Source organism: Pseudomonas sp. GL-B-26 (genome assembly GCF_019947405.1).
Classification (GTDB): domain Bacteria; phylum Pseudomonadota; class Gammaproteobacteria; order Pseudomonadales; family Pseudomonadaceae; genus Aquipseudomonas.
In genome coordinates this window covers 85,814-106,797 of record NZ_JAGYGJ010000019.1, presented here as the reverse complement: position 1 = coordinate 106,797, position 20,984 = coordinate 85,814, and the positions used below count along the sequence as shown (strand labels likewise).

General features: G+C 59.5%; 20 protein-coding genes. 12 read left to right on the top strand and 8 right to left on the bottom strand.

Going from position 1 to position 20,984, the window contains the following annotated elements:
* Positions 1 to 110 precede the first annotated feature (110 nt).
* Entirely contained in the window at positions 111 to 302 is a 192-nt protein-coding gene (locus KGB23_RS14835) for a DUF1289 domain-containing protein (RefSeq protein WP_223431629.1), read from the top strand.
* A gap of 155 nt (positions 303 to 457) precedes the next feature.
* A complete protein-coding gene (gene rluB / locus KGB23_RS14830) occupies positions 458 to 1,756 on the top strand; it encodes a 23S rRNA pseudouridine(2605) synthase RluB (protein WP_008156114.1) in 1,299 nt (432 codons plus the stop codon).
* Between the two features lie 65 nt (positions 1,757 to 1,821).
* Here the strand turns inward: rluB and KGB23_RS14825 are convergent, their stop codons facing one another.
* Positions 1,822 to 2,787, bottom strand: a complete 966-nt coding sequence (locus KGB23_RS14825; protein WP_223431628.1) for a leucyl aminopeptidase — start codon at positions 2,785 to 2,787, stop codon at positions 1,822 to 1,824.
* Positions 2,788 to 2,856: 69 nt separating this feature from the next.
* Complete coding sequence (locus tag KGB23_RS14820) at positions 2,857 to 2,994, bottom strand: hypothetical protein (RefSeq protein ID WP_010461921.1); 138 nt, start codon at positions 2,992 to 2,994, stop codon at positions 2,857 to 2,859.
* 930 nt (positions 2,995 to 3,924) lie between these two features.
* Between KGB23_RS14820 and KGB23_RS14815 the strand changes: the two genes are divergently transcribed.
* Positions 3,925 to 5,346 carry an amino acid permease gene (locus tag KGB23_RS14815; RefSeq protein WP_223431627.1) on the top strand — a complete coding sequence of 474 codons (1,422 nt, stop codon included), beginning with the start codon at positions 3,925 to 3,927 and terminating at the stop codon, positions 5,344 to 5,346.
* A 139-nt stretch (positions 5,347 to 5,485) separates the two neighbouring features.
* A complete protein-coding gene (arfB, locus tag KGB23_RS14810; protein WP_008010994.1) occupies positions 5,486 to 5,899 on the top strand; it encodes an alternative ribosome rescue aminoacyl-tRNA hydrolase ArfB in 414 nt (137 codons plus the stop codon).
* Here arfB and KGB23_RS14805 read toward each other — a convergent pair.
* From KGB23_RS14805 to phhA, 6 genes are all read right to left on the bottom strand, one after another.
* The gene (locus KGB23_RS14805) at positions 5,896 to 7,110 is read right to left on the bottom strand and encodes an MFS transporter (protein WP_223431626.1); all 1,215 of its coding nucleotides are present in this window, start codon (positions 7,108 to 7,110) and stop codon (positions 5,896 to 5,898) included. The genes arfB and KGB23_RS14805 overlap by 4 nt on opposite strands.
* 104 nt (positions 7,111 to 7,214) lie before the next feature.
* Complete coding sequence (locus KGB23_RS14800; RefSeq protein WP_046046420.1) at positions 7,215 to 7,412, bottom strand: hypothetical protein; 198 nt, start codon at positions 7,410 to 7,412, stop codon at positions 7,215 to 7,217.
* 75 nt (positions 7,413 to 7,487) lie between these two features.
* Positions 7,488 to 7,619 carry a hypothetical protein gene (locus KGB23_RS30150; RefSeq protein WP_263288625.1) on the bottom strand — a complete coding sequence of 44 codons (132 nt, stop codon included), beginning with the start codon at positions 7,617 to 7,619 and terminating at the stop codon, positions 7,488 to 7,490.
* 292 nt (positions 7,620 to 7,911) lie between these two features.
* Positions 7,912 to 9,105 (bottom strand): amino acid aminotransferase, encoded by a 1,194-nt coding sequence (locus tag KGB23_RS14795; RefSeq protein WP_263288624.1) that lies wholly within the window; start codon positions 9,103 to 9,105, stop codon positions 7,912 to 7,914.
* Entirely contained in the window at positions 9,105 to 9,461 is a 357-nt protein-coding gene (locus KGB23_RS14790; protein ID WP_223431625.1) for a 4a-hydroxytetrahydrobiopterin dehydratase, read from the bottom strand. The genes KGB23_RS14795 and KGB23_RS14790 overlap by 1 nt, the downstream gene beginning before the upstream one ends.
* 103 nt (positions 9,462 to 9,564) lie before the next feature.
* Positions 9,565 to 10,350: a phenylalanine 4-monooxygenase gene (gene phhA, locus KGB23_RS14785; protein ID WP_223431624.1), complete on the bottom strand. Its 786-nt coding sequence runs from the start codon at positions 10,348 to 10,350 to the stop codon at positions 9,565 to 9,567.
* A gap of 280 nt (positions 10,351 to 10,630) precedes the next feature.
* Here phhA and KGB23_RS14780 point away from each other — a divergent pair, with 280 nt between their 5' ends.
* From KGB23_RS14780 to KGB23_RS14745, 8 genes are all read left to right on the top strand, one after another.
* A complete protein-coding gene (locus KGB23_RS14780; protein ID WP_223431623.1) occupies positions 10,631 to 12,190 on the top strand; it encodes a sigma-54-dependent transcriptional regulator in 1,560 nt (519 codons plus the stop codon).
* Positions 12,191 to 12,525: 335 nt separating this feature from the next.
* A complete protein-coding gene (locus KGB23_RS14775) occupies positions 12,526 to 13,266 on the top strand; it encodes a flagellar basal body rod protein FlgF (protein ID WP_150655070.1) in 741 nt (246 codons plus the stop codon).
* 45 nt (positions 13,267 to 13,311) lie between these two features.
* Complete coding sequence (gene flgG, locus KGB23_RS14770; RefSeq protein ID WP_150655071.1) at positions 13,312 to 14,097, top strand: flagellar basal-body rod protein FlgG; 786 nt, start codon at positions 13,312 to 13,314, stop codon at positions 14,095 to 14,097.
* A 52-nt stretch (positions 14,098 to 14,149) separates the two neighbouring features.
* Complete coding sequence (flgH, locus tag KGB23_RS14765) at positions 14,150 to 14,845, top strand: flagellar basal body L-ring protein FlgH (protein ID WP_150655072.1); 696 nt, start codon at positions 14,150 to 14,152, stop codon at positions 14,843 to 14,845.
* A gap of 27 nt (positions 14,846 to 14,872) precedes the next feature.
* A complete protein-coding gene (locus tag KGB23_RS14760) occupies positions 14,873 to 15,961 on the top strand; it encodes a flagellar basal body P-ring protein FlgI (protein WP_150655399.1) in 1,089 nt (362 codons plus the stop codon).
* An 11-nt stretch (positions 15,962 to 15,972) separates the two neighbouring features.
* A complete protein-coding gene (flgJ, locus tag KGB23_RS14755) occupies positions 15,973 to 17,274 on the top strand; it encodes a flagellar assembly peptidoglycan hydrolase FlgJ (protein WP_223431622.1) in 1,302 nt (433 codons plus the stop codon).
* A 23-nt stretch (positions 17,275 to 17,297) separates the two neighbouring features.
* Positions 17,298 to 19,364 carry a flagellar hook-associated protein FlgK gene (gene flgK, locus KGB23_RS14750; protein WP_223431621.1) on the top strand — a complete coding sequence of 689 codons (2,067 nt, stop codon included), beginning with the start codon at positions 17,298 to 17,300 and terminating at the stop codon, positions 19,362 to 19,364.
* Positions 19,365 to 19,377: 13 nt separating this feature from the next.
* Positions 19,378 to 20,943, top strand: a complete 1,566-nt coding sequence (locus KGB23_RS14745) for a flagellar hook-associated protein 3 (RefSeq protein ID WP_223431620.1) — start codon at positions 19,378 to 19,380, stop codon at positions 20,941 to 20,943.
* The last annotated feature ends 41 nt before the right edge of the window (positions 20,944 to 20,984 follow it).

Below are 20,984 nucleotides of genomic sequence, written 5' to 3'. Positions count from 1 at the left end.
GGCTTGCTCGCGAAGGCGGTGGGTCAGGCAACAATAATGTCGACTGACCCACCGCCTTCGCGAGCAAGCCCGCTCCCACAGTGGTTTTGTGGTGTTGCCTGGAATTATCGATGAGCTCAACCAAAGACCCCTGCATAAGCCTCTGCAAATTCACCGACGACATCTGCATCGGCTGTGGCCGCAGCAAGCGCGAGATCAAGGCGTGGAAGAAACTCGACAAGGTCGACAAGCGCACGGTACTGGCCGAAGCGTCGCTGCGGCTAACCAAACTCGGCGCCACCGGTCGGCGGAAATCCAGGTAAGTCGCCATTGATCAGCTAGTCTCTGATGCGCGAACGCTCCCATGAGCGTATGATTCGCGACCCTTCGGCGATCCCTTCGCCCGAGAACCAGCTTTCAACTCTTCAGGACCCTCACTTCAGAGCTGCCTGAACAGACCACACCGGGAGGTGCCCAGATGAGTATCAACGACCAGAAAGACGACCAGGAAATCGGCCCAGCAGGCGAAAAACTGCAGAAAGTCCTCGCCCGTATCGGCGTCGGCTCGCGCCGTGACGTAGAAGCCTGGATCAGCCACGGCCGCATCAAGGTCAATGGCAAAGACGCCACCCTCGGGCAGCGCGTCGACATGCACGACGCCATCACCATTGATGGCAAGGTGATCAAGCGCGAAGAAGCCGCCGAGTCGGTACGCCGCGTGATCATGTACAACAAGCCGGACGGCGAAATCTGCACCCGCCTTGATCCGGAAGGCCGTCCGACCGTTTTCGACAAGATGCCGCGCCCGAAAGAAGGTCGCTGGATCAACATCGGTCGTCTGGACATCAACACCACCGGTCTGCTGATGTTCACCACCGACGGTGAGCTGGCCAACCGCCTGATGCACCCTTCCTACGAAATGGACCGTGAATACGCGGTACGTGTGCGTGGCGAAGTCGATGACGAGATGATCGAGCGTCTGAAAGCAGGCGTCGTCCTCGAAGACGGCCCGGCCAAGTTCACCGACATCAAGCAAGCGCCGGGTGGCGAAGGTTTCAACCACTGGTATCACTGCGTGGTGATGGAAGGTCGCAACCGCGAAGTCCGTCGTCTCTGGGAATCCCAGGGCCTGGTGGTCAGCCGTCTGAAGCGCGTGCGTTTCGGTCCGGTGTTCCTCAACTCCGACCTGCCGATGGGTCGCTGGCGCGAAATGAGCCAGTACGAAGTCGACATTCTGAGTGCTGAAGTTGGCCTGACGCCTGTGGCCATGCCGCAGATGAATGCCAAGAGCAAAGACAAGCTCGACCGCATGCAGCGTAAATCGTCGCGTCCAATGGGCAAGACCGAGCGCGTGCGTTCGTTGCGTCCAGCGATCGGCAACCAGACAGCGGCTACTCCACGTGATACTCGTGAACCGCATATCGAAGGCGAGCGTCCAGCCCGCAAACCAGCAGCACCTCGTGCTGACGGCGAGCGCGGTCCACGCACGCCACGTCCGGCCAATGGTCGCACTGAGCGCGGCGAAGGCCGTGGTGCACCAAGCGGTGGTCGTAGCGATCGCGGTGCTCCAGCCGGTCGTGGTGAGTCTCGTGGTGAGTCGGGTCGCGGTACGCCGGTGGCAGACCGTCCTTCCGACACCAAGCGCCCGGCCAAGGCACCGGCGAAGAAGCGTCCAGGCATCGTTCTGGTCGACAAGGACGCGCCATCGGGCAAGCGCCGTGGTGCGCCAGCCGGTTCGGGCCAGCGTCCGGGCTTCGGTCGTCGCAAGCCTGAGTAATCGGTAAGCGGCACATGAAAAACGCCAACCCTCGGGTTGGCGTTTTTTTTGGTCTGTCTTTGTGGCTAAAACACAAACCGCCCATCAAACACCGGCTCATCATCCAGCGCCAACACGCCGCTGGAGAAGATCAGGTCCAGATGATGGCTACCCTTCGCGCCACCCCCCAATCCCAGATGCAGCCCGCAATGACGCTCCTCGAACCCGGCATTGCGCGCATACAACGCCTTAACGCCTTCATTTGTGCCAATTCCCAGCTCCTCAATCCGCCGATTGGATGGATTGGCCTCCAGGTACTTGTTGAAGTCATGTTCCAGCCCCGGCACCTCGGTGGCGATTTTGCTGATGGTCGAGTTCTCGATCCACAACTCTAGCGGCGACTCCAGCACCCCGTATTTGCGGGCAAATGGAATGGTGCTGAGAAAAGTCCCCATGAACTTGACCCGGCCGTTAATGGCCTCGCTGTGCGTGGCAATTTCACCAGGCGCCAGATCGAAGTTGCCGACACCGTTGATGTCGGTCCACTTCTTGATACTGCTCAACGGTGTGTCGAACCACGAGCCGTGATCATCTTTGAAACTTAACGTGGTGGCATGGGACATGCGCTGGATCAAGTGGCTGTTCAACCCGGCAATGCGCTGCGGGGTGACACTGAACGTGTCGTAGAAGTAATCGCCATAATCCTTGAACAGCAGCGACTTCTTCCAGTTCTCGGCCATGACGCCTTGCAGCGCGCGGACAAATTCCGGGCCGTCGGGGCGTGGGTTGGGCAGGGTGGAAGAGTCGTAGAAGAAAATGTACAGATCGCTGTCGGCAATAGCCTTGGCCAGCAATTCTGTGGATTCCAGATCCAGTCGCATCGCACTGAAGCTGAACCGTGGGCTGTTGCTGACCTGTTCGGCGATGGCGCCCGTCAGTGCCTGGTAATCAGCCGTGTGGCCGAGCAAGACCTTCGCCGGGTTGATGCCGACAAGGGCAGGGTGATGTGCGAGGTAGTAAAGGAAATGCGAAATGGCGCGTTGCTTATCCATGTAGTCCTCCCTGACAAACCGAGAAAAAGTGGCAGGCACCACCGGCCGGATCGTGCCTGCCGGGATGTCTTACAGAGGCCACATCGCCGTGCCGAACGGAACAACCGCATCGGCTTGCATCATTTCAACGGCGGCTTCATGGGTCGGTGCTTCAAACCAATCGTCCAGTTGCAGTTCAGTTTCCAAGTCTTTTTCAAGTGCTTGCATTGTGAATCTCCTAGATGACTTTTTTGGTAAGTGCTGCGGCGCGTTTTCAATCATTGAATAACCCGCCAACTTGCTGATTGATGCGTCTCAGCAAGTCGCTGAAAACCTAGTTCAGAGATTTTTAAATTGCAAAAAAATAATCAAATAAGATTTGTTTGAACTTTTTATTCTATTTTTAATTAAGAAATTTGTTGATAAAAAACAAAAAACTAACTCGACCTTTTCCTAAGGAAACGTCCTACCGTCAATTTGCAGTCAGCCTACAGCCAGATCTGATTCGGCAAATTTACGTTACGGCATGTAAAGAAATGCTGACGAAATCAAGCCTCAAAGCCCATGGTTTGACGCTTGCGGAAGAGATGTAAGGAAAACCTTCCGCCTAACAGCCAACTAACCCTTGCGCAGGGCTCTGGCCCGCTTGTTTCAGGCGCGGTTGAAGGGTGAGATGCGTCCCATGCCTGTCGTGCAGGTGCATAACAAGAAGGAGGCGCAATGTACGCCGTGACTCATCTCCATCTCTCCCCGTGGAGCGATTTTTCCGTCGCTCCCGTCGATGACCCGCAAAGGTCTGACTCTATTTTTGCAGCCGCCCGAGACCTTCGAGGCGGACACAGGCAATCCCGGCAAATGACACGCTGATCCAGCGGTGTCTGGCGGCAGGGGGTTACAGGTGTACAATGCGCCGCGTTTTAACTGTGACCTCCTGCGCATCTGCGCAAACCTCAAGGCTATCCGCCTTGTTCACTCCGCCGCGCCACAAGCGTGTCGGGTTCGATTTCGTCACAGATAAAAACAAACAGGTGACGCATGACCGTTGTAAAAACGCTGAACTCCTTTTGCCTTCGCTGGGGTTTGATCGGCGCTGCTTGAAATCGCAACCGAGCAGCAACGTCTAACGAACATCATCAAACCTTGCGTGAGACCCTTTTCATGAGTGGACAAAACTCGCATTCAGGCGAGCTGAAACGCGGCCTGAAAAATCGCCATATTCAACTGATCGCCCTCGGTGGCGCGATCGGTACCGGGCTGTTCCTCGGCTCGGCCGGCGTACTGAAATCCGCCGGCCCGTCGATGATCCTCGGCTACGCCATCTGCGGCTTCATTGCTTTCATGATCATGCGCCAGCTCGGCGAAATGATCGTCGAAGAGCCAGTCGCCGGCTCCTTCAGCCACTTCGCCCATAAATACTGGGGCGGTTTCGCCGGCTTTCTGTCGGGCTGGAACTGCTGGATTCTGTACATTCTGGTGGGCATGTCGGAGCTGACCGCGGTCGGCAAATACATCCACTACTGGGCGCCACACATCCCGACCTGGGTCTCGGCAGCCGGCTTCTTCGTCCTGATCAACTTGATCAACCTGGCCAACGTCAAAGTCTTTGGTGAGGCCGAGTTCTGGTTCGCGATCATCAAGGTCGTGGCCATCGTCGGCATGATTGCGCTGGGTAGCTACCTGCTGGTTAGCGGCGACGGCGGCCCGCAAGCGTCGGTGACCAATCTGTGGGCCCACGGCGGCTTCTTCCCGAACGGTGTCAGCGGTCTGGTGATGGCCATGGCGATCATCATGTTCTCTTTCGGCGGCCTGGAAATGCTCGGTTTCACCGCAGCTGAAGCCGACAAGCCGAAAACCGTGATCCCGAAAGCCATCAACCAGGTGATCTACCGGATCCTGATTTTCTACATCGGTGCGTTGGTTATCCTGCTTTCGCTGACGCCATGGGACAGCCTGTTGGCGACTCTGAACGCGTCGGGTGATTCCTACAGCGGCAGCCCGTTCGTGCAGGTGTTCTCGATGCTCGGCAGCGACACCGCTGCGCACATCCTCAACTTCGTGGTCCTGACCGCGGCGCTGTCGGTGTACAACAGCGGCACCTACTGCAACAGCCGCATGCTGCTGGGCATGGCCGAGCAGGGCGATGCGCCGAAAGCCTTGTCGAAGATCGACAAGCGCGGCGTGCCAGTGCGTTCGATCCTTGCTTCGGCGGCGGTGACATTGATTGCCGTATTGCTGAACTACCTGATTCCGCAAAACGCGCTGGAACTGTTGATGTCGTTGGTGGTTGCCACCCTGGTGATCAACTGGGCGATGATCAGCTTCTCGCACTTCAAGTTCCGCCAGCACATGAACAAGACCAAACAAACGCCGTTGTTCAAGGCCCTGTGGTACCCGTACGGGAACTACATCTGTCTGGCGTTCGTAGTGTTCATTCTGGGCGTCATGCTGCTGATTCCGGGGATTCAGATCTCGGTGTATGCGATTCCTGTGTGGGTCGCGTTCATGTGGATTTGCTACGGCATCAAGAACAAGCGCAGCGCCCAACACGCGTTGCAGGCAACAGGCTCCAGCGCGAAGTAAGCGCCGAGCGCAGAAACAACAAACCCGGCCACTGTGCCGGGTTTGTCATTTATGGGGTTCACACAAAACCCCTGTGGGAGCGGCGTGCCGGAGAGCTTATTCGCGGTATCCTGCGCACTCTGAATACGGACGCTTTTCCATGCTGGTGATTTCCAACAACGTGCATCTGCCGGATGCCGAGATCGAGTTGACCGCCATTCGTGCCCAGGGCGCCGGTGGGCAGAACGTTAACAAGGTCTCCAGCGCGGTGCACCTGCGTTTCGACATTCCGGCCTCGTCCTTGCCCGAGTTCTACAAGGAGCGGTTGCTGGCGCTGCGCGACAGTCGCATCACCAGCGAAGGGGTGTTGATCATCAAGGCCCAGCAATACCGCACGCAGGAAGCCAATCGCGCGGATGCACTGGAACGGCTGACCGAGCTGATCCTCAGTGCCACCAAGGTCGAAAAGAAACGTCGTCCGACCAAACCGACCCTCGGTTCGAAGAAGCGTCGGCTGGAGTCAAAGACCAAGCGCGGCAGCATCAAGGCCGGACGTGGCAAGGTCGATTTTTAGCGGGCTTGGCGCTCTTCCCGGTACTTTTCATTGAGATGCTTCGGCGCCTGCCGGTACAAGTAAACACTCAGTGCCAAACCGCTCAGGGCGGCCAGGGCGGCGAACAGGAAGATCGATGCAAAACCAAAGCCTGCCGCAATCGCCCCGGCCAGCGGCCCGGTAATCCCCAGCGACAAATCGATGAACAACGAATAAGCCCCGACTGCCGCGCCACGACTTGAGGCCGGTACCAGGTTGACCGCTTCCACCCCCAGCGCGGGGAACACCAGTGAGAAACCGAACCCGCTTAGCGCCGCACCGGCCAATGCCCAATGAGCGTCCGGCGCCAGCCACAGCAGCAACAGCCCCAGTGTTTCCACCGACAGGCAGGCAATCGCCACGCGAAAGCCGCCGAGGCGGTTGATCAGATTGCCGAACAGCAGGCGCGCACCGATGAAACTGGCGCCGAACAGGCTCAGGCACAGCACCGCGTTGTCCCAGTGTTGCGTGGCGTAATACAGGGTGATGAAGGTGGCGATGGTGCCAAATCCGATGGAGCCCAGCGCCAGGCCGCAACCATGTGGCAGCACGCGCCCCAGCACATGCATGAACGGCAAGCGCTCACCGACCACAATCGGCGCAGCGGTTTTCGGCCAGGCCAGCACCAGACCGAGGACGGCCAGCAACACGATGCTCACGCCCATGCTCCACAAGCCCAGCTGATTCACCAGCAGCACGCCCAGCGGTGCGCCGACCGCCAGTGCGCCATAACTGGCGATGCCGTTCCAGGAAATGACCTTGGCGGTATTCGACGCGCCGACCCGGCCGATGCCCCAGCCGATCGAACCGGAGCCCACCAGGCTTTCCGCGCTGCCGAGCACCAGGCGGCCGATCAACAGGCTGATCAGGCTCAAGGTCGGCAGACTCTGGGTCCAGGCCGAAATCAACATGAACACACCGCTCAAACCGCAACCGGCGAGGCCGTACATCACGGCGAGTTTGCTGCCCTTGTTGTCGATGATTTTCCCGGCATAAGGACGGCTGAGCAGGGTGGCCAGGTATTGCACGCTGATCACCAGGCCGGCGATGACCGCGCCGAAACCCAAATCGCTGTGGACGTAGCCCGGCAACACGGCCAGGGGAATGCCGATATTCAGGTAGCCGATGAAGGTGAACAGGACGATGGAAACGACTTGCAGCGTGACCGCCAGGGGGCGCTGGTTTTCAGACATGGGTAAAGATCCACGGGAAAGCAGGATAGATAGGCTGCTTATGATAGCGGCGCAAGCGGCTGCGGGTCGTGGAAAAAGTAAAACTATTTGCCGGGAGGGGTGAATCAGGGTTTGGCGGGAGCGACCAGGTGCGTGGTGACCAGGGCGGCCAGGGCGTTTTCTTCGCTGCCGAAACGGGCGAGCAGCGCGGCGCGTTTCTCGGGGGACAGGCGATTCCAGATATCGATCATCTTCTCGGTAGTACCGATCAGGACGCTGGCCTGCAGCTCTTCATCAAAAGGAGGGGTGAAGTCGTCGGTCATGGTGGGGCTCAAGGGTTCAGGCGGTGTGGAAAGCGCATGTTAGCGCTTTCCACACGGTCTGGCATTGCAGGTGAATCAGTCTTCGCTGTCGGCCTTGCGGCGTTCAGTGGCTTCTTTTGGCTCGGGCTGTCGGGCACCGGCTTGTTGCGTGGGCGTCTGCTCAGTTTCGTGCAGGCTTGGGAAGGGGAGATTAGGGATCTCGTGCATATCGCGCTCCTCGCAAAGTCTGTTGATAGATCTGGTAGATCCGCGCTTTTAAAAAAGCTTGGGCAGGATACAGCAGTAAAAATGACAATCAGACTTTTATATCCAATTGTTGCGACGGATGGGATTGTCTAGACAGGTCTGCAAGAGGGGGCGACACAGAACAAATGTGGGAGCGGGCTTGCTCGCGAAAGCGGTGTGTCAGGCAACGATGATGTCGACTGACACTCCGCTTTCGTCGGAACGCCGACCGGAGCAAGCCCGCTCCCACAGGGGGACTTGCAGTGCTTGATGGTTATTTGCAGACTTCGGCGATTGCCTCGGCCAGCAAATCAAGGCGTGTGGCATCGATTCCGGCGACGTTCGCCCGACCAGTGCCCACCATGTAAACGCTATGATGATCACGCAGTTGTTTGACCTGGTCCGGCGTCAAACCGGTGTAGGAAAACATCCCGCGCTGCACGCCGATGTGCGCAAAGCGATCGCGCAAACCATGAGGTTCAAGCGCTTCAACCAAACCGCTGCGCAGTTGGGCGATACGCAAACGCATGGCTTCCACTTCGTCGGCCCAGAGGCTTTTCAGCTCTGGATCACCGAGGATGGTCGCTACCACAGCAGCGCCGTGATCCGGCGGTGTCGACCACAGGTTGCGGGCGATGTTGGCCAGTTGGCTGCGGATGTCCACCAGCTTGTCAGCGGTTTTCGCGCAGACAATCAGCGCGCCGGTGCGGTCGCGGTACAGGCCGAAGTTCTTCGAGCAGGAACTGGTGATCAGCACTTCCGGCAACGCGGCAGCGAACAACCGCGTCGACCAGGCATCCTGTTCCAGGCCATCGCCGAAGCCCTGGTAGGCGAAGTCGATCAGTGGCACCAAATCGCGACTGCGCACTACGTCCAGCACTCGGCGCCAATCGTCATGGGACAAATCGAAACCGGTCGGGTTGTGGCAGCAAGCGTGCAGCAGCACTACATCGCCCTTCGGCGCTTCATTGAGTACCGCGAGCATCGCTTCGACGTCGAGGCGGTTATCGCTGCCGACGTACGGGTAATGACTGACCTTGACCCCGGCCGCCGCGAAGATGGTTTCGTGGATCGGCCAGGTCGGGTTGCTCAGCCACACGCCACGGCCCGGAAGGCATTGGGCGATGAAGTCGGCACTCAAGCGCAGCGCGCCGGTGCCGCCCGGCGTTTGCGTCGCGCCGGTCCGTTGTTCGGCGATCAGCGGGGAATCGGCACCCAGCACCAATTCAACGATGGCCTTGCCGAACGCCGGTTCGCCGTGGCCACCGATGTAGGTTTTGGTGGTCTGCCGATCCACCAGGCGCTGCTCGGCGAGCTTCACGGCCTGGGGAATCGGTGTCAGGCCCTGGGCATCTTTATAGACGCCCACGCCGAGGTCGAATTTGCGCGGGTTGGGGTCCTGCGCATAGGCCTCCATCAGGCCGAGAATCGGGTCGCCGGGTACTCGACCGATGGCGTCGAAATGCATTATTTGCGGCCCTCGGCGTCCTTGGCCACTTCGTCAGTGCGCGCGGCCATGATGAAGTCGTTGCGATGCAGGCCCTTGATGGAGTGGCTCCACCAGGTCACGGTGACTTTGCCCCACTCGGTGAGCAGGCCCGGGTGGTGACCTTCAGCCTCGGAGATTTCACCGACGGCGTTGGTGAACGCCAGTGCGTGCTTGAAGTTCTTGAACAGGAAAGTTTTTTCCAGCTGCATCACGCTGTCGCGCACTTCAATGTTCCAGTCCGGGATCTGCTTGATCAGTACCGGCAGTTCTTCGTCGCTGACCTGAGGGGCATCGGCGCGGCAGGCTTCGCAATGGGCTTGGTTCAATGTGGACATGATGGGTTCCTGAAATCGAATTATTGGAATTCGGCCGTCAATTCACCACGCTAAACCAAAGCGTCGGTTCCTGACAGGCTCACTTGATTCTAAAAGCTGCGGATCACGCAGCCTTTGGCGGAAATTTTGGGGTGCGCAAGCCTAGCTGCATGCCTTGCTTGACCATGCCCATGATGTCTTCGTGGGCCAAGTCGAACAGGCGCTTGAGGTTCGGCAAGACAAAGTACAACGGTTGCAGGATGTCGATGCGATACGGCGTGCGCATGCATTCCAGCGGATCGAAGGCCTGATGCTCAGGTTCGTCCGACAGGCAGTAAACGGTTTCTTTCGGCGAGGAGAGAATGCCGCCGCCGTAGATGCGCAGGCCTTCTGGCGTATCGACCATGCCGAACTCGATGGTCATCCAGTACAAACGCGCCAGGTACACGCGTTCTTCCTTGGTAGCCTGTAGGCCGAGTTTGCCGTAGGTGTGGGTGAATTCGGCGAACCAAGGGTTGGTCAGCAGCGGGCAGTGGCCAAAGATCTCGTGGAAAATGTCCGGTTCTTGCAGGTAATCCAGCTCTTCGCGGGTACGAATAAACGTCGCCACCGGAAACTGCTTGTTGGCGAGCAATTCGAAAAAGGTCTGGAAGGGGATCAGTGCGGGTACCCGGGCAACCTGCCACCCGGTGGTTTCACCGAGGACTTTGTTGATTTCACCGAGTTGCGGAATGCGGTCGTGGGGCAGACCGAGTTTTTCGATACCGTCCAGGTATTCCTGGCACGCACGACCCTCGATCACTTTCAGTTGGCGAGTAATCAGCGTGTTCCACACCGCGTGTTCTTCGGCGGGGTAGTCGATAAAACCTTGCGCATCGGGCTCGCGAGCCACGTATTGCGTCTGCTTCATGCTGCTCTCCTGCTAGGGGATTTCGTTCTTGTTATGTCCTGCTATGGACCTAGAAATACCTCAAGAAATGCGGCGTTGCAGCACGTGAGCCGGGCTGTGCGTAGGAAAAATCATCGATTTTTGTAAAGTATTCGTTACGGATCGGCGGCTATGGCGCAGGGATTGAGATTTGCGGGTTTGAAATGGCGTGCAGGTGTCACATAATCTTGACGACTAAGTTGGCGCCTGTGCAGAAAAATCCTTGCTCAGGCCCTCGATCTCTCCTGTTTCGGGCCTTTATATGCGTATCAAAGTCCACTGCCAGAACCGCATCGGCATTCTGCGCGACATTCTCAACCTGCTGGTCGAGTACGGGATCAACGTCGCTCGCGGCGAGGTCGGCGGTGAGCAAGGCAACGCGATCTACCTGCATTGCCCGAACCTGATCAACATTCAGTTTCAGGCATTGCGTCCGAAATTCGAGTCGATTGCCGGGGTCTTCGGCGTCAAGCGCGTAGGGCTGATGCCCAGCGAACGTCGGCACATGGAACTCAATGCGTTGCTCGGCGCCCTGGAGTTTCCGGTGCTGTCGATCGACATGGGCGGCTCGATCGTCGCGGCCAACCGCGCGGCGGCGCAGTTGCTCGGCGTGCGGGTGGATGAGGTGCCGGGGATTCCGCTGTCGCGTTACGCCGAGGATTTCGACTTGCCGGAACTGGTGCGCGCCAACAAGTCACGGATCAATGGCTTGCGGGTGAAGGTGAAGGGCGACGTGTTTCTCGCCGACATCGCGCCACTGCAATCGGAGCATGACGACAGCGAAGCCATGGCCGGCGCGGTACTCACGCTACACCGCGCCGACCGGGTCGGTGAGCGCATCTATAACGTGCGCAAGCAGGAACTGCGAGGTTTCGACAGCATCTTCCAAAGCTCGAAGGTGATGGCCGCGGTGGTGCGCGAAGCCAGACGCATGGCGCCGCTGGATGCGCCGCTATTAATAGAAGGTGAAACCGGTACGGGTAAAGAGTTGTTGGCGCGCGCCTGTCACCTGGCCAGTCCGCGAGGGCAGTCGCCGTTGATGGCGCTCAACTGCGCCGGTCTGCCGGAATCCATGGCTGAGACGGAGTTGTTTGGCTACGGCCCCGGCGCTTTCGAAGGGGCGCGGGCAGAAGGCAAGCTCGGGCTGCTGGAGCTGACGGCGGGCGGTACGCTGTTTCTCGATGGCGTCGGGGAAATGAGCCCGCGCTTACAGGTGAAATTGCTGCGTTTCCTGCAGGACGGTTGCTTCCGTCGTGTGGGCAGTGATGAGGAGGTTTATCTGGATGTGCGGGTGATCTGCGCGACGCAGGTTGACCTGTCGGAATTGTGCGCACGAGGCGAGTTTCGCCAGGATTTGTATCACCGCTTGAACGTGCTTTCGCTGCACATCCCGCCACTGCGTGAATGCCTCGATGGTCTGACGCCTCTGGTGGAACACTTCCTCGATCAGGCCAGTCGGCAGATCGGTTGCCCGCTGCCGAAACTGGCGCCGGCGGCGATGGAGCGGCTCAGTCACTACCATTGGCCGGGCAATGTTCGGCAACTGGAAAACGTATTGTTCCAGGCGGTTTCCTTGTGCGAGGGCGGGACCGTCAAGGCCGAACATATTCGCCTGCCGGACTACGGCGTGCGTCAGCCGCTTGGCGATTTCTCGCTCGAGGGCGGGTTGGACGAGATTGTCGGGCGTTTCGAGAAAGCGGTATTGGAGCGCCTGTATTCCGAGCACCCGAGCAGTCGGCAGCTGGGCAAGCGGTTGGGGGTTTCGCACACCACCATTGCCAACAAGTTGCGTGAGTATGAGGTCGGCAAAGAACCGGGTTGAGATCCAACTGTGGCGAGGGGATTTATCCCCGTTGGGTGGCGAAGCCGCCCCGGTATTCTCTCAGTCACACCGCATCGGGCAGCTTTACGACTGCTTCGCAGCCGAACGGGGATAAATCCCCTCGCCACAGGGTTCTGCCAAGGCTGAGAGTTGCCACTTACCGGCATAACACCGCCGGTTTTTCGTCTTCGACACAATCCTCCAATCCCTCCTGAACCCCTCAAGTCCTTTGTTTGCCGGGCCCTGCGCCGCCAGAAAAAAGTTGGTCTGCAAATTGCTTATGGCTCAGCAGTACAGCAGTGGGCGGCAAACGTCCGGCATGCAGAGGAAAGAGTGTGGACAAGTACCTTTATGTGGCAATGACCGGCGCCAGCCAGAATGCACTGGCGCAGAAGGCTCATGCGAACAACCTGGCGAACATCTCCACCAACGGCTTCCAGAAAGACCTGGAGCAGGCTCGTTCGATGCCGGTGTTTGGTGACAGCTTTCCGGCGCGTGCGTTTGCCCTGTCCGAACGTCCGGCCACCGACTTCTCCCCTGGCGCATTGGTGGAAACCGGTCGCGACCTCGATGTCGCGGTGCAAGGCAATGGCTGGATCGCCGTGCAGAACCCGGACGGCGGTGAAAGCTACGTGCGCACCGGCAGCCTGAACGTCGACGCCCTGGGCGTGCTGCGGGCCGGCAACGGTATGCCGGTGATGGGCAATGGCGGGCCGATTGCCGTGCCGCCCGAGCAGCAAATCGAAGTGGGCGAGGACGGCACCATCAGCATTCGTGCGATGGGCGAAGGTCCTCGCGTGATGGCGGAAGTCGACCGCATCAAGCTGGTTAATCCTGACTTCAAGAACATGACCAAAGGCCTGGACGGTTCGATCCACACCAAGGACGGCAAGCCGGCGCAAGCCGATGCCGACGTCAAACTGGTGTCCGGTTTCCTTGAATCGAGCAACGTCAACGCCGTGGAAGAGATGACCTCGGTGCTGGCCCTGGCCAAGCAGTTCGAGCTGCACATCAAGATGATGAACACCGCCAAAGACGATGACCAGGCCATGGCTCGGGTCTTGCAGATCAGCTAATTATCAGAACGTCGCGCCGTAAAACAGGCGCACGAGGAGAATCGAATGCTTCCGGCTCTATGGGTTGCCAAAACAGGTCTGTCCGCCCAGGACACCAACCTGACGACCATTTCCAACAACCTGGCCAACGTGTCGACCACGGGTTTCAAACGTGACCGCGCCGAGTTCCAGGACTTGCTCTACCAGATCAAACGCCAGCCAGGCGCCCAGTCGACCCAGGACAGTGAACTGCCGTCGGGTCTGCAATTGGGTACCGGTGTGCGCATTATCGGCACCCAGAAAAACTTCACCGCCGGCAGCCTGCAAACCACCGAACAGCCGTTGGACATGGCCATCGACGGTCGCGGATTCTTCCAGATTCTGCAGCCGGATGGCACGACTTCCTACACCCGTGACGGTACGTTCCACCTGGATTCCAACGGTCAGATCGTGAACGCCAGCGGCTTCGCCCTGGAACCGGCCATTGTCATCCCGAACGATGCCCAGACCTTCACGGTCGGTCGCGACGGCACCGTGTCCATCACCGTTGCCGGCAACCCGGCATCCCAGGTGATCGGCAACCTGCAAACCGCCGACTTCATCAACCCGGCCGGTCTGCAGGCTGTGGGCAACAACCTGTTCCTGGAAACCGCTGCCAGCGGCGCGCCGCAAGTCGGCACCCCGGGCCTGGCCGGCTTCGGCACCACGCTGCAGAACACCCTGGAAACCTCCAACGTCAGCACCGTTGAAGAGATGGTCAACATGATCACCACTCAGCGCGCCTACGAGATGAACTCCAAGGTGATCTCCACTGCCGACCAGATGCTCTCGTTCGTAACGCAGAATCTGTAATCAAGTCTATGAGGCGGCCATGAGGCCGCCTGCAACACCGTGAGGTAGGGTCATGAATCGCTATGTATCTGTTCTGGCACTGAGTGGGATCGCCGCGCTTTCGGGTTGCGTCGGTCCGACGCCCAAGCCCAATGACCCTTACTACGCCCCGGTATTGCCGCGTACGCCGTTGCCGGCCGCCGCGAATAACGGCTCGATCTACCAGGCCGGTTTCGAACAGAACCTGTACAGCGACCGCAAGGCGTTCCGGGTCGGTGACATCATCACCATCACCCTGAACGAAAGAACCCAGGCCAGTAAAAACGCCAACTCGCAAGTGGCCAAGAACAGTAAGGCCGGCATTGGCCTGACGTCGCTGTTCGGCACAATCCCTCACGTCAACGATCCATTGGGTGACGGTGACCTGACGCTGAATGCGAGTTACAGCGGCGACCGCGCGACCAAGGGTGACAGCAAGGCCGGGCAGGGCAACAGCCTGACCGGTTCGATCACCGTGACCGTCGCCGACGTCTTGCCCAATGGCATCATTGCCGTGCGCGGCGAGAAGTGGATGACCCTCAATACCGGTGATGAACTGGTACGGATCGCCGGCCTCGTCCGGGCCGATGACATCGCGACCGATAACACGGTTTCGTCAACACGCATCGCCGATGCACGCATCACCTATTCGGGCACCGGTTCGTTTGCCGATGCGAGTCAGCCAGGCTGGTTCGACCGTTTCTTCCTCAGCCCGCTGTTCCCTTTCTAGGTGGCCACGTTGAATTTCAAAAGCCTGATGGTGGCCGCACTGTTGCTGTCTGCGGCCTTCAACGCTCAAGCCGAGCGGCTGAAGGATATCGCCAGTATTTCCGGCGTACGTTCCAACCAATTGATCGGCTACGGCCTGGTGGTCGGGCTTAACGGTACCGGTGACCAGACGACGCAGACGCCGTTCACCCTGCAAACCTTCAACAACATGCTCTCGCAGTTCGGTATCAAGGTGCCGGCCGGTTCGGGCAACGTGCAGTTGAAGAACGTCGCGGCAGTGTCGATCAGTGCTGATTTGCCGGCGTTCGCCAAGCCAGGTCAACAGGTCGACATTACCGTATCGTCCATCGGTAACTCCAAGAGCCTGCGCGGCGGCACCTTGCTGCTGACGCCGCTCAAGGGTATCGACGGCAACGTCTATGCGGTCGCTCAGGGCAACCTGGTGGTCGGCGGTTTTGATGCCGAAGGTCGTGACGGTTCGAAGATCACTGTCAACGTTCCGTCGGCCGGTCGTATCCCGGGCGGTGCGTCGGTGGAGCGTTCGGTGCCGAGCGGTTTCAATCAGGGCAACAGCCTGACCCTGAACCTCAATCGTTCGGACTTCACCACGGCCAAGCGCATCGTCGACAAGATCAACAATATGCTCGGCCCTGGCGTTGCCCAGGCCATCGACGGCGGTTCGATTCGTGTCAGCGCGCCACTCGATCCAAGTCAGCGCGTCGACTATTTGTCGATCATCGAGAACCTTGAAGTCGACCCGGGTCAGGCGGTGGCGAAAGTCATCATCAACTCGCGGACCGGCACCATCGTGATCGGCCAGAACGTCAAGGTTTCCCCGGCCGCCGTGACTCACGGCAGCCTGACCGTGACCATCACCGAAGACCCGATCGTCAGCCAGCCCGGCCCTCTGTCCAATGGGCAGACGGCGGTCGTGCCGCGCTCGCGGGTCAACGCCCAGCAGGAAGCCAAACCGATGTTCAAGTTCGGCCCGGGCACCACCCTCGACGAAATCGTGCGTGCGGTGAACCAGGTCGGCGCGGCACCGGGTGACTTGATGGCGATCCTCGAAGCACTGAAACAGGCCGGCGCGTTGCAAGCCGACCTGATCGTGATCTGAGGACGGCGACCATGGATATGCGCAAGGGCGGATTGGGGGTCAGCAGCAACGATTCGGGTTCCTATTCGGACCTGAATCGCTTGAACCAGCTCAAGGTCGGCGACAAGGACAGTGACGCGAACATGCGCAAGGTTGCGCAGGAATTCGAGTCGCTGTTCCTCGGTGAAATGCTCAAGTCCATGCGCTCGGCCACCGACGCGCTGGGCCAGGACAATCCGCTCAACACGCCCGCAGCCAAGCAATACCAGGAAATGTACGACCAGCAGTTGGCCGTTTCCATGTCCCGCGAGGGGGGTGGTATTGGTCTGGCCGACGTGCTGATGCGTCAGATGTCGAAGAACAAACCGCTGGCTCCGGGCGAGGCTGCTGCTGCGTCAGCCGCCAAGCAAGCTGCCGCGAAAGCCGCCGTGGAAACCCCGATTGCCGCCGGTACGGTCGCCACCAATGGGCCGCTGTCGCGCCTCAATGGCGAGCGTCCGTTGTGGGCTTCGCGCTCGGTGAAGTCGTCGGCCAGTGCGGGCGAGGGCACTCATCGCAATGATATGGCGTTGATCAATCAGCGACGCCTGGCGCTGCCGCCGAAACTGGCCGACCGCTTGCTCGCAGGGCTGGTGCCGTCGGCATCGACCACTGCCGCGACGGCCGCGACGGCGCAGAACAGCATCCAAATGCCGCAGACCACCAAGACCGGTGCCGGTCCTCTGTACAACGGCGATTGGCTGGCTTCGCAAACGGATACGACATCCAGCGGGCGCCTGCAGGTTTATGGTCGTGCCATGGCGCAAATACCGCTGGCGCCGGCGAAGAAAGCGTTCAGTTCCGCCGACGAATTCGTCAACACCATGCTGCCAATGGCCAAGGAGGCCGCCGAGCGCATTGGTGTCGATCCGCGTTACCTGGTGGCGCAGGCCGCCCTGGAAACCGGTTGGGGCAAATCGGTCATGCGTGCTCAGGATGGCAGCAGCAGTCACAACCTGTTCGGCATCAAGGCCAGCAGCAGTTGGAAGGGCGAATCGGCGCGGGCAATCACCAGCGAATTCAGGAATGGCGAGATGGTCAAGGAGACGGCTGAGTTCCGTTCCTATGACTCTTACAAGGACAGCTTCCATGACCTTGTGACGCTGCTGCAAACCAACAATCGCTATCAAGATGTTGTGAAGTCTGCCGATAACCCAGAACAGTTTGTGCGCGAGTTGCAAAAGGCCGGTTACGCAACCGACCCGGACTACGCAAGCAAGATTTCGCAGATAGCCAAGCAGATGACGAGTTACCAGAACTACGCTGCGGCGGGCGCTACCACTACGCCTTTATAGGCATAAGCTATAAGGTCTGAACCATGAGTTTGCTCAATATCGGGATGTCGGGGCTGTCAGCCAGCCAAACGTCGTTGATGACCACGGGTAACAACATCGCCAACGCCGATACCGCGGGTTACTCGCGTCAGCAGACCGTGCAGGGCACCAAAGCCTCGCAGCAGTTCGGCAATGTCTACATTGGCACCGGCACGACGCTGGCCGATGTACGCCGGGTGTACAACAGCTACCTTGACGCCCAACTGCAGACCACCACCTCGCTCAACAGCGATTCGGCGGCGTATCTGGGTCAGGTCACGCCACTGGATACCTTGCTGTCCGACAGCGGCACCGGCCTCAATGGCGCACTGACCAAGTTCTTCGCCTCGGTGCAGAACGTCAACGCCAAGCCGGGCGACGACGCGTCGCGCCAGTTGCTGCTCAGCGATGCCCAGGCCTTGAGCAACCGTTTCAATTCGGTGTCCAGCCAGTTGAACGCGCAAAACGCGAACATCAACGGCAACCTGACGAACATGGCCGATCAGGTCAACAAACTGGCCACCACCGTGGCGCAGTTGAACCAGAAGATTGCCGAGATTTCCAGCTCCGGCGGCATGCCGAACGAGCTGCTCGACGCCCGTAACGAGACCGTACGCCAGCTCTCGACTTTTACCGGCGCGCAGATCGTCGAACGCGAAGGTAACGTCGATATCTATTTGGGCAGCGGCCAGCCGCTGGTCATGGGCAACACTGTCAACAAACTCGAAGTCGTGCCGGGCAAAGACGACCCGAACCGCTTGGCGCTGCAACTCAATCGTGGTTCGAGCACCATCGATATCACGTCGATCATGACCGGTGGCGAAATCGGCGGTTTGCTGCGCTATCGCAGCACCGTGCTCGACCCGGCCATGAACGAACTGGGTCGCGTCGCTCTAGTCGTCGCCGATCAGATGAACAGCATTCAGGCCCAGGGCATCGACAAGAACGGTGACTTCGGTTCGAACCTGTTCAACAGCATCAACAGTGCCGCGCAGATGGCTCAGCGCAGCATCGCCTCCGGCAATAACAGCGTGGGTTCGGGCAACTTCGATGTCAGCATCGAAGACTCCGGCAAGCTGACCATCAACGATTACAAGGTGACGTTCACCAGCGCCACCGACTACACCGTGCAGCGCCTGCCAGACAATTCGTCTATTGGCAGCTACAGCACGCTGACCACACCAGCGCCGGTGATCGACGGTTTCTCGTTGAATCTTACCGGTGGCACCGCGGCTGCAGGCGATACCTTCAAGATCACCCCGACCCGCAATGCGGCCGCCAACATCAAGACCGAGATGACCGACTCCAAACGTCTGGCCATCGCGGCACCGTTGGGTGCGGCTATTGCGGCGAGCGGCAGTGGCAGCGGCACCCTGACGATCCCGGCCAGCGGTCAACCGACCCTGACCACCCAGTTCGATATCTACGACGCGGCGACCACCACCGCGATGCAGAACGGCCTGAAAAACTCCACGCCGACCAAGGTTGTATTTGGTGCGGTGTCCGCCGACGGCACCAGTCAGACCTACCAGTTCCTGGATGCCAAGGGCGGGTTGATCAGCAGCGGCACCATCAAGCCAGGTGAAAGCAACACCCTGAGCCTGAGCATTCCGCTCAAGGACGCCACGGGTGCGCCGATCCCGCCTGCGCCTGCCACTCAGTACACCGCGGCCTTCAGCATGACCATCGCCGGCTCCCCCAGCAACGGCGCCGGGATCAACGTCTCGCTCAGTCAGCCGGGCAGCCTGGACAACCGTAACGGCACCGCACTGGCCGGCTTGCAAACCGCACAGACCGTGGACACCGGCTCCGCCAGCAAAGGTATTTCGCTGAACGACGCTTACGGCAAACTGGTCGAAGGCGTTGGTTCCAAGGCCGCCCAGGGCAAGCTCGACAGCGCCGCGACCGAAGCCATCCTGGCGAACGCCAAAGGTGCGCGCGACTCGCTGTCGGGTGTCGACCTCGACGAGGAAACCGGCAACCTGGTCAAGTATCAGCAGTACTACACCGCCTCTTCGCAGATCATCAAGGCTGCGCAGGAAATCTTCAGCACATTGATCAACAGCATTTAAGGAGTCGTAGTCCATGCGCATTTCTACCGCCCAGTTTTACGAGTCCTCGGCTGCCAATTACCAGAAAAACTTCGCCAACGTGGTCAAGAGCAGCGAAGAGGCGAGCAGCCTGGTTCGCGTGAACACGGCGGCTGATGATCCGGTCGGCGCTTCGCGCTTGCTGCAGTTGGGTCAACAGGCTTCGATGCTCGATCAGTACGCGGCCAATACCAACACCCTCAAGGCGACCCTGGGTACGACCGAGGCGGTGATGACCAGCATCAACAACGTGCTGACCCGCGCCAAGGAATTGGCTGTCAGTGCCGGCAATGCCGGGTACACCGACGCCGATCGCCAGGCCACAGCTTCGGAGTTGGGTCAGATCGAAGAGCAATTGCTGAGTCTGATGAACAGCAAGGACGAGAACGGCAAGTACATCTTCTCCGGCTCGAAGGGTGATACCGCGCCGTTCTCGCGCAACAACGACGGTACCTACAGCTACAACGGCGATCAGGTAACACTGGATCTGGCAATCGGCGACACCATGTCGATGGCAACCAACAGCACCGGTTGGGATGCGTTCCAGCAGGCGATCAATACGAGCCGCAGCCAGGTCACCATGACCGCGCCGGCCGTGGATGACGGCCGCGTCACCCTGTCCAACGGCCAGGTGTCGTCAAACATCACCTACAACAACAAGTTCCGTAGCGGCGAGCCGTACACCGTGGACTTCGTCAGCGGCACCCAGTTGAAAATCACTGACTCGGCCGGCACCGACGTGACCGCCGAAGCCAGTCAGGGCGGCGCGTTCGATCCATCCACCGCAGCGGGTCAGGCGGTCACTTTCCGCGGCGTCGAGCTGACCCTCAATATCAATCTGGGCGTCGGTGATACTGCGGCGACCGTGCTGCCGGGCCACAGCTTTACCCTGGCGGCCAAGCCCGACACCTTCACCGCGACCCGTAGCCCGGGTAACCCGTCGGCGACACAGATCAGCGGCAGCAGCGTCACTAACCCTGCGAGCTACCACGCCAGTTTCCCGAGTGGCTCGGCGATCCTGAAGTTCACCAGCGCCACCGCATTTGACTTGTACGCGGCGCCGTTGACTGCCAGCAGCACACCGGTGTCTTCCGGTTCTGTGGCTGCCGGTGTGGCGACTGCATCGGGCGTTAGTTTTTCGCTGACCGGTGCTCCGGGTGCGGGTGATCAGTTCAGTATTGCGGTGAACACCCACGAAACCCAGAACATTCTGGACACCGTGGGCCAGTTGAAAACTGCGCTGAACACGCCAACCAATGGCAATGCGATCGCAACCCAGAAGCTGCAAGCGTCGCTGGCTGCGGGCAATGCCAACCTGGCCAGCGGCACTGACCAATTGTCCAGCGCGTTGAGTTCGGTGGGGGGGCGTGGCCAAGCCCTGGCCACCCAGAGCGATACCAACCAGAGTCTGATCCTGGCCAATGCCCAGACTCAATCGTCGATCCGAGATTCCGATCCGGCTGAAGTGATGACCCGTCTGACCTTGCAACAAACCATGTTGCAAGCCTCGCAACTGGCCTTCAGCAAGATTGCTCAGCTGGGCTTGTTCAACAAGGTCTGAGTCTGTGCCAGTCGAGCTGTAACCGTCTTTTCCTAAGCGGT

What these genes read in the sequence shown, in the direction of transcription:
- KGB23_RS14835 (WP_223431629.1), top strand. Translation starts at nt 111, where the DNA reads ATGAGCTCAACCAAAGACCCCTGCATAAGCCTCTGCAAATTCACCGAC.
- rluB (WP_008156114.1), top strand. Translation starts at nt 458, where the DNA reads ATGAGTATCAACGACCAGAAAGACGACCAGGAAATCGGCCCAGCAGGC.
- KGB23_RS14825 (WP_223431628.1), bottom strand. Translation starts at nt 2,787, where the DNA reads ATGGATAAGCAACGCGCCATTTCGCATTTCCTTTACTACCTCGCACAT.
- KGB23_RS14820 (WP_010461921.1), bottom strand. Translation starts at nt 2,994, where the DNA reads ATGCAAGCACTTGAAAAAGACTTGGAAACTGAACTGCAACTGGACGAT.
- KGB23_RS14815 (WP_223431627.1), top strand. Translation starts at nt 3,925, where the DNA reads ATGAGTGGACAAAACTCGCATTCAGGCGAGCTGAAACGCGGCCTGAAA.
- arfB (WP_008010994.1), top strand. Translation starts at nt 5,486, where the DNA reads ATGCTGGTGATTTCCAACAACGTGCATCTGCCGGATGCCGAGATCGAG.
- KGB23_RS14805 (WP_223431626.1), bottom strand. Translation starts at nt 7,110, where the DNA reads ATGTCTGAAAACCAGCGCCCCCTGGCGGTCACGCTGCAAGTCGTTTCC.
- KGB23_RS14800 (WP_046046420.1), bottom strand. Translation starts at nt 7,412, where the DNA reads ATGACCGACGACTTCACCCCTCCTTTTGATGAAGAGCTGCAGGCCAGC.
- KGB23_RS30150 (WP_263288625.1), bottom strand. Translation starts at nt 7,619, where the DNA reads ATGCACGAGATCCCTAATCTCCCCTTCCCAAGCCTGCACGAAACTGAG.
- KGB23_RS14795 (WP_263288624.1), bottom strand. Translation starts at nt 9,105, where the DNA reads ATGCATTTCGACGCCATCGGTCGAGTACCCGGCGACCCGATTCTCGGC.
- KGB23_RS14790 (WP_223431625.1), bottom strand. Translation starts at nt 9,461, where the DNA reads ATGTCCACATTGAACCAAGCCCATTGCGAAGCCTGCCGCGCCGATGCC.
- phhA (WP_223431624.1), bottom strand. Translation starts at nt 10,350, where the DNA reads ATGAAGCAGACGCAATACGTGGCTCGCGAGCCCGATGCGCAAGGTTTT.
- KGB23_RS14780 (WP_223431623.1), top strand. Translation starts at nt 10,631, where the DNA reads ATGCGTATCAAAGTCCACTGCCAGAACCGCATCGGCATTCTGCGCGAC.
- flgG (WP_150655071.1), top strand. Translation starts at nt 13,312, where the DNA reads ATGCTTCCGGCTCTATGGGTTGCCAAAACAGGTCTGTCCGCCCAGGAC.
- flgH (WP_150655072.1), top strand. Translation starts at nt 14,150, where the DNA reads ATGAATCGCTATGTATCTGTTCTGGCACTGAGTGGGATCGCCGCGCTT.
- KGB23_RS14760 (WP_150655399.1), top strand. Translation starts at nt 14,873, where the DNA reads ATGGTGGCCGCACTGTTGCTGTCTGCGGCCTTCAACGCTCAAGCCGAG.
- flgJ (WP_223431622.1), top strand. Translation starts at nt 15,973, where the DNA reads ATGGATATGCGCAAGGGCGGATTGGGGGTCAGCAGCAACGATTCGGGT.
- flgK (WP_223431621.1), top strand. Translation starts at nt 17,298, where the DNA reads ATGAGTTTGCTCAATATCGGGATGTCGGGGCTGTCAGCCAGCCAAACG.
- KGB23_RS14745 (WP_223431620.1), top strand. Translation starts at nt 19,378, where the DNA reads ATGCGCATTTCTACCGCCCAGTTTTACGAGTCCTCGGCTGCCAATTAC.